10 protein-coding genes are annotated in these 12,112 nt (G+C 44.1%); 8 read left to right on the top strand and 2 right to left on the bottom strand.

The window, feature by feature from the left end; genetic code table 11:
* Positions 1–84 precede the first annotated feature (84 nt).
* Positions 85–357 carry a hypothetical protein gene (locus HYN43_RS12725; protein ID WP_119409704.1) on the top strand — a complete coding sequence of 91 codons (273 nt, stop codon included), beginning with the start codon at positions 85–87 and terminating at the stop codon, positions 355–357.
* A 93-nt stretch (positions 358–450) separates the two neighbouring features.
* On the opposite strand, the gene HYN43_RS12720 is transcribed toward HYN43_RS12725, so the two are convergent.
* The gene (locus HYN43_RS12720; protein WP_119409703.1) at positions 451–1,617 is read right to left on the bottom strand and encodes a putative sensor domain DACNV-containing protein; all 1,167 of its coding nucleotides are present in this window, start codon (positions 1,615–1,617) and stop codon (positions 451–453) included.
* 299 nt (positions 1,618–1,916) lie between these two features.
* Between HYN43_RS12720 and HYN43_RS30315 the strand changes: the two genes are divergently transcribed.
* The 7 genes from HYN43_RS30315 to HYN43_RS12690 all read left to right on the top strand — a co-directional run bounded on the left by HYN43_RS30315 (position 1,917) and on the right by HYN43_RS12690 (position 10,910).
* Positions 1,917–2,087, top strand: coding sequence for a hypothetical protein (locus tag HYN43_RS30315; RefSeq protein WP_162996443.1), 171 nt, complete (start codon positions 1,917–1,919; stop codon positions 2,085–2,087).
* 60 nt (positions 2,088–2,147) lie between these two features.
* Positions 2,148–3,311 carry an MFS transporter gene (locus HYN43_RS12715; RefSeq protein WP_119409702.1) on the top strand — a complete coding sequence of 388 codons (1,164 nt, stop codon included), beginning with the start codon at positions 2,148–2,150 and terminating at the stop codon, positions 3,309–3,311.
* A 95-nt stretch (positions 3,312–3,406) separates the two neighbouring features.
* Positions 3,407–3,922, top strand: a complete 516-nt coding sequence (locus HYN43_RS12710) for a DinB family protein (RefSeq protein ID WP_119409701.1) — start codon at positions 3,407–3,409, stop codon at positions 3,920–3,922.
* A 142-nt stretch (positions 3,923–4,064) separates the two neighbouring features.
* Complete coding sequence (locus HYN43_RS12705; protein WP_119409700.1) at positions 4,065–4,670, top strand: TetR/AcrR family transcriptional regulator; 606 nt, start codon at positions 4,065–4,067, stop codon at positions 4,668–4,670.
* Between the two features lie 394 nt (positions 4,671–5,064).
* The gene (locus tag HYN43_RS12700; protein WP_119409699.1) at positions 5,065–6,210 is read left to right on the top strand and encodes an efflux RND transporter periplasmic adaptor subunit; all 1,146 of its coding nucleotides are present in this window, start codon (positions 5,065–5,067) and stop codon (positions 6,208–6,210) included.
* Between the two features lie 25 nt (positions 6,211–6,235).
* Positions 6,236–9,433, top strand: coding sequence for an efflux RND transporter permease subunit (locus tag HYN43_RS12695; protein ID WP_119409698.1), 3,198 nt, complete (start codon positions 6,236–6,238; stop codon positions 9,431–9,433).
* Positions 9,434–9,497: 64 nt separating this feature from the next.
* On the top strand, positions 9,498–10,910 hold the full coding sequence (locus tag HYN43_RS12690; protein ID WP_119409697.1) for a TolC family protein: 1,413 nt from the start codon (positions 9,498–9,500) through the stop codon (positions 10,908–10,910).
* Positions 10,911–10,985: 75 nt separating this feature from the next.
* Here the strand turns inward: HYN43_RS12690 and HYN43_RS12685 are convergent, their stop codons facing one another.
* Positions 10,986–11,936, bottom strand: coding sequence for a family 43 glycosylhydrolase (locus tag HYN43_RS12685; protein WP_119409696.1), 951 nt, complete (start codon positions 11,934–11,936; stop codon positions 10,986–10,988).
* Positions 11,937–12,112 lie beyond the last annotated feature (176 nt).

The following is a 12,112-nucleotide window of genomic DNA, read 5'->3' as shown; positions in this document are numbered from 1 at the left end:
TAAAACAAAAGCCGAATATTTAAACTTATTAGCAGTTAAGATATAGTTGGTAAAACCAAAAATCCGATCCTGTTTGATAATAAAATGACCCCTGCTACTAACGATCCTTTAGACTTTCTGAACAGCAACCCACCCGGGATGCAGTCGGCCGGCTCGACCGATCTGGTGCAGCAGCTTTTGTACGAAATTATCAGGGTTAAGGAAATTATTGTTTACTACGACTCCATCCCCAACGGAGGCGGTCAGTTAGGTTCATCCATCCTGAACGAACTGGTATCAGAAGCCTATCAATCCTTAGTGAATTACGATACGGTGCTGATGAAGAAATATTACGATTTGTTGTTGAATTGCGATTGATCAGAATTTACAGAATTTTGGAATTAACAGAATGCTTTTGCATGTGTACATTCTATTCTGAAAATTCTAAAATTCTGTAAATTCTGATTCTGACTACAATAAAAGTATATCAATCTGATGCGCATGCACCATCCCCACCATTGGCGACCATGCAAACACCGTAAACCTGCCATCCTGCGAGGCTACAAGGGCTAAGGCATCCTTCTGGTCATAAACAAATTGCGCTGCTGCCAAATGCCTTGTACCGCCGTTTTGGGCCGGGTGGATAACGCGGGTTGAACAGCCTACTATGGGTTCGGTAACTACGATCTCTTCAACAGGTGAACTTTTGGCCGATCGGCCTATTTTGGCACCAAAAGCTAATAGCTCATGTTTATCATTTATCAAGGTAGCTCCATCAATAGAGGTTAATCCGCCTATGGTATCAACCGCACGGCGCATTTTTTCCTGCCATGACGTATGATAACGGTCGATACCCTCGTGGATCATCAGATCTGTAAGGCCTGAAAACGGTGGATCGACAGGGTAGGAGATTGGGGTGATGATGGATTCGCGCCATTCTTCGTTTCCTGAAGGTACAACCAATAGTATGCCGCCACGTTTGTGCGCCTGCATGGAGGTTGCCAGTTGAACCAGTACGTTTACCGGATCATTCCATAGTGATGGCAAGGTGAAATCAAGCATGGCCGAAAGCACATTCGGGCAATCGGAAATGCTGGAGCCGTGTTCATCAACTATTTTAATATCGTCGCCTTTTAATATGGCGATGTTTACAAATTTGCCAAAACCTTCAATGCGGCGGTGTTTGATGACCAGCAGGCCCGGTTCAATAACTTCCAGTACAAAGCAGTAGGCCGGGATAGCCAATGTAGTGCCCCATATATATAGCTCATCATTCTCAATCCATACCCCTAAATGAATGCCCGGTTCCTGCACGGCCGAAGCGAATTTGGTTAGGATATTAGGTGCGAGCTTTAGCTTATTCCCAAACAATAATGGCTGTCCGGCAGCCTCGGGCGGTAAAAATGCAAGCGTAAATTTGGGTGAGAAACCTTCTTCCCGGCGCAAACTGGCCCAAAATGAAATATCGATAAGCGATTCGATAATGGTGCAGCTTGGCGTAGGGGCAAGGTCGATCTCATTATTATCAGCAAGGGCTTTGGCGTGGAAATGCCTGAAATGCTTTTCAATAATGGTTGCCACTTTACCGGCTGCTTTATATGTAGGTCCTGAACTCAAAGTTTTGGTGGTGTCTTTCATTTAAATACTTATCTCAAAAGTAAAGTTAAATAAACGGGCAAGCAAACAAAGGCCTCAATATTGCAATTGGATGAACCAGCCTCACCCCAAACCCCTCTCCAGAGGAAAGTGGTTTAAAAATCAAAGACGCATTTTTAAAGTCCTCTCTTCTGGAGAGGATTTAGGTGAGGCCCGCACTTTATTGTCAAACCTTTATCATACTTCCGCCCAATTATCTCCCCAACGTCAGTTGTTAATCTGCATCAATTATTTTTTGAAATGATTGTAGCACTTTTGCAGCCGGAAACGATAATGTAATCATGAAACTTCTATCACACATCATATCACTCACACTGCCAGATACTACGCCTTTGCAGGTATCAGCGCTTTTAAACTTAGGTTTAACCTACGTACAACAAGGTTTTAATAAAGTATTCCATAAACCGCAACCTAAAAACAATCCTTGCGGCGAGTTGCAGCCTTGTATGTAAGCAGCCAACAAATTGCAGATAGCGCATCCTTCCGGGCAATTTATTAGCTAAATTCGCCGCATGGATCAGTTATCGGCTGCGGGCAGGTCAAAAATGCGGATCGCCAACAGTGTATTCTTCTTTGTTTCGGGCTTCGGATACTCATCATGGGCCTCGCGTATTCCATCCATTAAACATCAGCTTAATTTAAATGAAGCCCAACTGGGTTTGGTGCTTTTGGCCATGCCTATCGGTTTAATGCTTACCATGCCGCTAACGGCTAAAATGATCAAACATTTCAGCAGCCGCCGTATGATGATGATCGGTGCTATCGCCTTTTGCGTGGTGGTTTGTTTACCCGGCTTTACCGCCTATATGTGGCAATTGATGCTGGTGCTGTTTTTTGTTGGTTCAACCCGTAATATTTTAGGCTTATCAATGAATGCGCAGGCAGTGGGCTTGCAAAAACTTTACGATAAATCTATCATGGTAACTTTTCACGGTATCTGGAGCCTGGCAGGGTTTGGCGGTGCTGCAACCGGTTACCTGATGGTGCTATTCAATATCGCTCCATCATACCATTTATTAGGTGTAGGTATTGTGCTGATGATCCTCTCGGCTATATTTTATCCTACTACTTATGATTACCGTCCGCCCGAAACTCCGGGAAAATCGGTATTCTCCATGCCCGATAAGCACCTGCTTAAATTCGCACTCATTTCTTTTGCCTCTATGGCCTGCGAAAATACCTTGTACGATTGGAGTGGTGTTTACTTTGAAAAGGTAGTACACGCTACCAAATCATTTGCCGAGGCCGGCTTTGTGGTTTACATGGTTACCATGACCATTGGCCGTTTTGTGGGCGACAGGGTAGTATCAGCCATCGGCATCAAAAAGGTTTTAAATTATAGTGCCATACTGGTATTGGCAGGCTTACTGGTAGCTGTGTTTTTTCCTTTCACTTTAACTGTTTATTTAGGCTATGGGATGGTAGGGGTAGGCGTCTCCTGTATTGTACCGCTTGTGTTCAGTATGGCCGGCAAATCAACTACCATGAACAGCAGCCAGGCTTTGGCAGCCATATCTACAGTGGGTTACTTAGGTTTTGTTATTGTACCGCCCTTTGTTGGGTTTATAGCCCAGGCAGCTAATTTGCAGGTAGCCTTTTTTGTGGTGGCAGGTTTTGCTGCAATGATGATCTGGATGGTGACAAAAATTGAGGATGAGCACTCTGCGGTATCATAGTTTTGTCAAATAAGGCGCTTCCGGGTTGCATCAAAAAGGTTTTGGCTTATTATTGTGACATCAAATCTGCAGGTTTGTTATAACATCTACAAAAAATGAGCACAAACATTACCGATATCAGCGTTCAGCCGTCAACTGAGTTATTTATCAAAATGGTAGTTTCTAACTGGGAACTGCAAAACAGCCGTGTTAACGGTTTGCTTGATAAATTAACCGACGAAGAGCTGGCCACAGAAACAGCACCAGGCCGCAACAGCGGCGTTTACCTGCTGGGCCACCTTACCGCTGTTAGCGACGGAATGTTCACTTACTTAGGTTTGGGTGAGAGGCTCTATCCCCAACTCGATCATATATTTCTGAAAAATCCTGAAGATGCCGGTTTGGATAAACCTTCGCTGGCCGAACTAAAGGAGTACTGGACTAAAGTAAATGAGGTACTTACCGAAAAAATGAACGCCATGCAGCCAGACGACTGGTTTAAACCGCACAGCGCCATTGCTTTAGATGCTTTTGAAAAAGAACCTCATCGTAACAGATTAAACATCCTGATTAACAGAACTATTCACCAGGGATACCACATTGGGCAACTGGTTTACCTGGTAAAAAAGTAAGCGTTTGCACGACGGGATTAAGCACCAGAGGTTTAATCCATGACAATTGCATGAAACGTTTTTTACAAAGCGATGGTAAATAAAACCAAAAACCATTATACTTTTGCTTAACACTGTTAAATGATTTATCGGTGTAAGTAAAATGGCAAGTAAAGAACGAATTCAGCGCTTAAAAGAGGAAACCAGGATCAATATTCTGGACGCCGCGCTACAGATAGTAAAGCATGAAGGCTGGCAAGCCTTGAGCATGCGCAAAATTGCCGACGTAATTGAGTACACCGCACCCATTATATATGAATACTTTGCCAATAAGGATGCTATCCTGATTGAGCTTACCCGTAAGGGCTATGCTATTTTAGGTAAAGACATGACGGCAGCTAAAAACGAGCATAGCCGTGTTGAAGACCAACTGGAAGCCATGTGGCTGGCCTACTGGAACTTCGCCTTTGCAAACAAGGAACTTTACCAGGTAATGTTTGGTGTACAAATGAACTGCTGTTGTTGCGATATGATCAAGTCGCTCCCCGAGGCTCAAATGCAAACAACATTGGTTAGCGAGGCAATTAAACAACTCATGAAAATTGAAGATATCAACGACGAAATGATCTGTACCAAATACTACACCTTTTGGTCGGTTGTGCACGGGTTGGTATCCATAAACTTACTAAGCAGAGGTTTCTCTGACGATGTTAACCGCCAGGTTTTGAAAGATACCATAGGTGGTATTATCAGATCAATGAAAGATTAATTTTCATTGTGTCCTATAAATAACGCTGTTAAAATATCTAACGGTGTTAAATAAATATTAAGCACATTTTAACTCAAACACTCTAATACAATGAACAAGCTCACTCACAACCTGCAAACAGCACTTAACAGTGTTAAACGATTTAACGGTGTTGTAACATCTAATTGCTGCCGTTAGCTCAGCTCACGATAAAAAATCGTGTAATAACGATATATAACAAATTTAAATCGGTATATAGTATAGTAACTAATTGATGTACAGTTTGTTAAATAAGTGGCACTTCAATTGGAAAATATCAGTCAATAAAAAAATGAAAACAATCAATTCATCATATAACACGAGCCCAACAGCTCATATCAATCCTGTTCATTCATCACTCTTAAAATCACCACTCATGAAAACACTCGTATTAGCCGCAGTTGCAGCTTTAACATTATATGGATGTTCATCTGCACCGCAGGCGCCAACCGCGCCGCCGCCACCGGCATTACCGGTAGCCACTATTACTTCAGGTACCGAAACTACCTTCCAGGAATATCCTGCTTCAATACAGGGCACTGTTAACGTAGAGATCAGGCCACAGGTAAGCGGTACTTTAGATAAGGTATTCGTTGACGAAGGTGCTTATGTATCTGCCGGCCAACCAATTTTTAAAATTAACGAACAACCATACCGCGCTGCCTTAAATAATGCGCTGGCCAGCTTACATGCTGCCGAAGCTGCACAGGTAAACGCACAGCTGGAAGTTGAAAAATTAACCCCGCTTGTTGCCAACAAAGTAGTATCAGACTACCAGTTAAAAACAGCCAAAGCAGCAGCTGATGTTGCAAAAGCCAATATCGAATCGGCTAAAGCAAATGTTGCAACTGCACAAATCAACCTGGGTTATACTTTAATTAAAGCTCCTGTTAGCGGTTACATCGGCCTGCTGGCAAAAAAACAAGGTAGTTTGGTTGGCCCGACAGATGTTGCTGCATTAACTCAGCTATCTGATGTGCACGATGTACACGTTTACTTCTCATTGGGCGAGAAAGATTTCGTAGCTTTTAAAGAACAATATCCGGGTGCCAGCCTGAAAGATAAACTGAAAAATGTTCCTTCAGTATCCTTATTACTGGCTGATAATACCGAATATCCAAAACAAGGTAAAATTGATATTGTTGACGGCCAGTTTGATAAAACTACCGGCGCTATCACTTTAAGGGCAAATTTTGCTAATCCTGATGGCTTGCTGCGCTCGGGTAATACAGGCAAAGTACGTTTAAGCCTGAGCCACAAAGACGCCTTGATCATTCCTGAGGCATCAACTATTGAGATGCAGGATAAGGTGTTTGTATTTATTGTTGGTGATAGCAGCAAAGTGAAAAAACAACCTATCGAAATAGTGGGCAAATCGGGCGATCATTACCTGGTTAAAGATAAAGAGGCCATTAAAGCCGGCGACCAGCTTGTATTGGAAGGCATTGATAAACTACAGGAAGGCATGGTAATTCAGCCGCAAAAGCAAGCTGATAAAGTTGCTGCCGTAGTTAAACACTAATACATACACTTAAACTTTAAACGTCATGTTTCAGAAATTCATAGAAAGACCGGTACTCTCAACTGTTATCTCCATACTGTTGGTGATAGTGGGTGTACTTGGTTTAACCAAACTGCCCCTCGAAAGGTTCCCGAACATTGCCCCTCCGGCAGTTTTGGTATCGGCAGTATATCCCGGCGCTAATGCCGAAACTATTTTGCGCTCCGTAACCCCTTCGTTAGAAGAAGCTATTAACGGTGTGGAAAATATGACCTATATGACATCTACCGCCAGTAACGACGGTACATTGGGTATCACCGTTTACTTTAAACAAGGTACCAACCCCGATCAGGCTGCGGTAAACGTGCAAAACCGTGTGTCGCAGGCTTCAAGCCAGTTACCTGCCGAGGTTTTGCAGTACGGTATCACCACCACCAAACAGCAAAACAGCTTTATCGGTGCGATGGCCATTTACTCTGAGGATCCTAAAAAATACGATCAGACATTTGTTGCCAACTACGCGCAAATCAATATCGTACCCGAAATTAAACGTATTCCGGGTGTAGGTTCGGCCAGTATCTTTGGTGGTATTAAAGATTACTCTATGCGTGTTTGGCTTAACCCAAGCCAGATGGCAGCACACAACGTTACCCCTGCCGAAGTTACCGCAGCAATCCAGGACAAAAACCTGGAGGCTGCACCAGGTAAATTTGGTGAACGCAGTAACGAAGCGTTTGAATACGTAATTAAATATAAAGGTAAACTTACCAAGCCTGAAGAATACCAGAATATTGCCATCCGCGCAAATGCCGATGGTTCGGTATTGCGCCTTAAAGACGTTGCCCGCGTTGAATTGGGTGCATACTCATACAACAGCGTAAGTAACCTGAACGGCCATGACGGTATCATTATCGGTATCATCCAGTTATCAGGCTCAAACGCCAACGAAATCCAGATTGCTATTGATAACCTGATGGTGAAACTATCTAAAGATTTCCCGGTAGGTATCAAATACAACCAGTTTTATCGTACCAAAACCGACCTCGACGAGTCGATCAACCAGGTTGAGCATACATTGGTTGAGGCCTTCGTGCTGGTGTTTATCGTGGTATTCATCTTCCTGCAGGATTTCCGTTCTACATTGATCCCTGCTATCGCGGTTCCGGTGGCTATTATCGGTACCTTCTTTTTCATGAACCTGTTCGGATTCTCGGTTAACCTGTTAACGCTGTTTGCATTGGTACTCGCCATTGGTATTGTGGTGGATGATGCCATTGTGGTGGTGGAGGCGGTGCATGCCAAAATGGAGCATGACCCAACGCTTACGCCTAAAGCAGCCACTACCGAGGCCATGCACGAAATTACAGGTGCTATTATATCCATTACCCTGGTTATGGCGGCGGTATTTTTACCGGTGAGCTTCATGACTGGCTCAACCGGCATCTTCTATCGCCAGTTTGCCTTAACCATGGCTATCTCTATCATTATTTCGGCTGTTAACGCTTTAACCTTAAGTCCTGCCCTGGCAGCCTTATTCTTAAAGAATAAACATGCCGATGGCCATAACGCGCCTAAGAAAAGCTTTGTTGAGAAGTTTTATGCAGGCTTTAACGGCGGCTTTAACTACATGACCAACAAATATGTTGGCGGTCTGAAAGTGTTGATCCGCAATAAATGGATTAGCATGGCCGGTTTGGCCCTGGTAATTGTTGCCACCGTTTACATGGTGAACAAAACAAAAACAGGCTTTATTCCTACTGAAGACCAGGGTTTCGTAGCCATTGCGGTTAACACTCCATCAGGTACTTCATTAGCAGGTACTAACAAAACCTTTAAACAGGCCGAAGATCAGTTAAAAACTTTACCGTCGGCAAGGTTTGTTACCGCACTGTCTGGTTTCAACTTCTTAACCCAATCAAGCAGCCCGTCTGCCGGTGTAATCTTCCTGTTGTTAAAACCAACCGAAGAAAGGGGCGAGGTTAAAAACATCGATGCTATTCAGAATATAGTGAGAGGTAAATTAGCCGGTATTCCTGGCGGTACCTTCTTCGTGTTCAGCTTCCCAACCGTGCCTGGTTTCAGTAACGTAGAGGCGCTTGACGTGATGCTGCAGGATAAAACCAACGGCCGTTTAGATAAATTTAGCGGTGTTGCCAATAACTTCATTGCCAAACTGATGCAAAAACCGGCTGTGGCATTTGCCTTTACATCATACAAAGCCGATTATCCGCAGTTGCAATTAGAAGTTGATGACGAAAAAGCTAACCAATTGGGCGTAAACGTGAAAGATATCCTTTCAACCATGCAGGCTTATTTTGGTACAGCCCAGGCATCTGATTTTAACCGCTTTGGTAAATATTACCGTGTAATTGTTCAGGCGGATGTTGCCGACAGGACTGATCCTTCAGCTATCGACCGCGTATTTGTTAAAAATAATCAAGGTCAGAATGTGCCTATCAACACCCTGGTTAAATTAACCCGCGTGTATGGTTCAGAAACTGCTTCACGTTATAACCTGTTCAACTCTATCGAGATTAATGCTATCCCTAAACCGGGCTACAGCTCTGGTGATGCCATTAAAGCTATTGAGGAAACAGCTAAAGAACAGTTGCCACAAGGTTTTGCCTACGAATTTACCGGCCAAACCCGCGAGGAGATTGCTTCAGGCGGACAATCAACCATCATCTTCCTGTTGTGTTTGGTATTCGTATACTTCCTGTTATCGGCACAGTATGAAAGTTATATCCTGCCATTGGCGGTAATCCTTTCAATCCCTACAGGTTTGTTTGGTGTGTTCATTGTACTGGGCTTAACCGGTATCGAAAACAACATCTACGTACAGGTAGCGCTCATCATGCTTATCGGTTTGTTAGCGAAGAATGCGATTCTGATTGTAGAGTTCGCGGTGCAAAGGCGCAGGCTGGGGCATGGACTGGTACAATCGGCTATCGAAGCTGCACAGCTCCGTATCCGTCCAATCATCATGACCTCGATGGCCTTCGTATTCGGTTTATTCCCGATGAGTATAGCAACCGGTCCGTCTGCACAGGGTAACCACTCTATCAGTATCGGTGCTGCCGGCGGGATGGTTTCGGGTGTATTGTTGGGCTTGTTCATTATCCCCGTACTTTACGTGATATTCCAGGCCTTGCAGGAACGCATCAGCGGCAAACCGCAACCTGTTAACCACGGCAATGCACATGGCGAAAATGCAGCTGTATTGGAAACCGAAGTTTCAGCTTAATCAATTAAATATCAACTAAAACTATCGCGGCTTAACACCGCGATAGTTTAAAAACGATACAACAATGAAAAATATATTAAGCAGTTTGGCCATTGCGCTGGTAGTGCTGGCAGGCTGTAAAGTTTCGAAAGATGTTGCTACGCCAACGGATGCGCAACCTGAAACCTTCAGGAACGCGGTTGCCACCGGCGATACCAGCAGCATTGCCGACTTACAATGGAAAAACTTTTTTACCGATGCCGCCCTTCAAAAATTGATTGACAGCGCTATTGTTAAAAACTACGATATGCAGGTGGCCGTTAAAAATATTGAGGCTGCCGAATTACAGTTTAAACAGGTTAAATGGAACTACGCTCCCTCTGTTGGTTTAAATGTTACTGCAAGCACTAACCGTCCGTCTGATAACAGCATCAACGGGTTAAGCATTAATCAATATGGCATTGGTACCAAACATATTGAAGATTACAATGCCAACCTTGCCCTTTCATGGGAAGCTGATATCTGGGGAAAGATCCGTAATCAAAACCGCCAGGCTTTAGCCCAGTATCTGCAAACAACCGAAGCAAAAAAGGCTATCCAAACCAGCATTGTTTCAAGCGTATCGCAAGGTTACTATAACCTGCTGATGCTTGACGAGCAGCTGGAAATTGCCAAAAAGAACGTAAAACTGAACGATAGCACTTTACGCATCATCAAATTACAGTATGATGCCGGCCAGGTAACTCTTTTGGGTGTACAACAGGCTCAGGCCCAGTTAGAGGCTGCTGCCCAGCTGGTACCGCAGTTTGAGCGCGATATCAATGTTCAGGAAAATGGTTTGAGCATTTTGGCAGGGAGGTTGCCTAACGCTATTGAGCGTAATGTAACCCTTAATGATATTACCTTCCCCGATGCACTTTCGGCAGGTATACCATCGGCAATGGTGAGCCGCAGGCCTGATGTACGCAGCTCTGAACTGGCTTTAAATATTGCTAACGCGAGGGTGGGTATTACCAAAGCACAGCTTTACCCATCATTAACCATCACCGGCCAGGGCGGGTTAAACTCTTTTAAATCAAGTAACTGGTTTAACATTCCGGCTTCACTGTTTGGTACAGTTGCGGGTGGTATTGCACAGCCTTTATTTCAGCGTAAACAACTGCGTACCCAATACGAAGTGGCTAAAGTTGATCGTGAAAAATCGGTGATCCAGTTCCGCCAGTCGGTTTTGAATGCTGTTGGCGAAGTATCAGATGCTTTAGTAAGGTTGCAGAAATTAAAAGAACAACAAACAATAGCAGCAAACCGCGTTAAAACCTTGCAGCAGGCTACTACCAACGCCAGCATGTTATTTAAAAATGGCCTTGCAAACTATCTTGAAGTAATTACCGCCCAAAGCAATGTATTGCAGGGCGAGTTAGAACTGGCCTCGATAAAAATGGCACAACTTAGCGCCAACGCCGAGCTTTACCGCTCATTAGGCGGCGGCTGGAAATAATCTTCTTCTATCCTATGAAAACAACAAACGGCTCTGAGCAATCAGGGCCGTTTTTTTTTGCGCATCAAAAAACGTTTATCGCTTACTAAGCAACCCGGTTTGCACCACTTTCTGTATCGATCCATCAGCATTAAAGTGCAGTTCATCAACGCATATCGAACGCAGGTTGCCCCGGCCTGTAAGAACGCTGTTGTGGTAAAATGCATACCATTTGCCTTTATATTCAACAACCGAACCGTGGCTGGTATCGCAACCGGTAGGGTCGAGGTAAACACCTCCATACGTCCAGGGGCCAAGGGGGCTGGTGCTTGTGGCATAGTTTAACCTGTTGGCGCCTTTTTTATCTTCTGTATGGTTATCGGCGTAGGTTAAATAGTAAATGTTATTGCGTTTAAATACCCAGGTTGCCTCGTGAAAATCCTTCAGGCCTTCCATTGGTTTTAGGGGTTCGGCTATTTCGGTCATGTTGGGTTTTAGTTTGGTGCCAACACAGCGGCCTCCTCCGCCATAGTAAAAATAAGCCTGGCCGTCATCATCAACAAAAACACATGGATCTATCATTGATCGGCTGTCGCTGCCCAGGTTAAGATAGCCCTGCACTTTAAAATTACCCGCCGGTTGTTTGCTGGTAGCTATACCAACCTTCCAGGTGGTATCCCAGTTGCTGCCGCTTGGGTGCGGGAAGTAGAAATAGTATTTGCCGTTTCTGTAAGCGCAATCCGGGGCCCACATAAAGCCGCCCTCTTTTCGCCCCCAGGGTACCTGTGTGGCGTTCAGTATTTCGCCATGATCTTTCCAGTGCACCATGTCATCGGTAGAATATACGTGGTATTTATCCATCAGATCGCAGCCCCGCGGCGGGTCGATATCGTGGGAGGGGTAAACATATAATCGCCCGTCTTTCCATACATGGGCAGATGGATCGGCCGTATAAATATCCCTTACGATGGGGTTTTGCGCATAGCTTGCCGTTGATAAAAAAAGAATAGATAGTAAATAAAAAAGCTTTGCAGATGTTTTTTTCATATTGCAGCAAATAATTTGGTTTGCCGGCAAATAACATCTGCGCAATTAAAAAAAGGTTAATAATCCCTTAATGCAGATATTTATCAATTAAAATGTGACATGAAATTAGGTGCTATTTCATAATTATCAACCCAAAGCAATTATCTGCCCATTTATTACCAGTTTTGCAATTTGTT

Origin of the sequence: Mucilaginibacter celer, assembly GCF_003576455.2 — a bacterium.
In the GTDB taxonomy this organism is placed as follows: Bacteria; Bacteroidota; Bacteroidia; order Sphingobacteriales; family Sphingobacteriaceae; genus Mucilaginibacter; species Mucilaginibacter celer.
The sequence above is the reverse complement of the archived record's forward strand: the minus strand, read 5'-3'. Positions and strand labels throughout refer to the sequence as shown.

Excerpts from the sequence above, each read along its gene's own strand:
- HYN43_RS12725 (WP_119409704.1), top strand. The coding sequence starts at position 85 with ATGACCCCTGCTACTAACGATCCTTTAGACTTTCTGAACAGCAACCCA.
- HYN43_RS12720 (WP_119409703.1), bottom strand. The coding sequence starts at position 1,617 with ATGAAAGACACCACCAAAACTTTGAGTTCAGGACCTACATATAAAGCA.
- HYN43_RS30315 (WP_162996443.1), top strand. The coding sequence starts at position 1,917 with ATGAAACTTCTATCACACATCATATCACTCACACTGCCAGATACTACG.
- HYN43_RS12715 (WP_119409702.1), top strand. The coding sequence starts at position 2,148 with ATGGATCAGTTATCGGCTGCGGGCAGGTCAAAAATGCGGATCGCCAAC.
- HYN43_RS12710 (WP_119409701.1), top strand. The coding sequence starts at position 3,407 with ATGAGCACAAACATTACCGATATCAGCGTTCAGCCGTCAACTGAGTTA.
- HYN43_RS12705 (WP_119409700.1), top strand. The coding sequence starts at position 4,065 with ATGGCAAGTAAAGAACGAATTCAGCGCTTAAAAGAGGAAACCAGGATC.
- HYN43_RS12700 (WP_119409699.1), top strand. The coding sequence starts at position 5,065 with ATGAAAACACTCGTATTAGCCGCAGTTGCAGCTTTAACATTATATGGA.
- HYN43_RS12695 (WP_119409698.1), top strand. The coding sequence starts at position 6,236 with ATGTTTCAGAAATTCATAGAAAGACCGGTACTCTCAACTGTTATCTCC.
- HYN43_RS12690 (WP_119409697.1), top strand. The coding sequence starts at position 9,498 with ATGAAAAATATATTAAGCAGTTTGGCCATTGCGCTGGTAGTGCTGGCA.
- HYN43_RS12685 (WP_119409696.1), bottom strand. The coding sequence starts at position 11,936 with ATGAAAAAAACATCTGCAAAGCTTTTTTATTTACTATCTATTCTTTTT.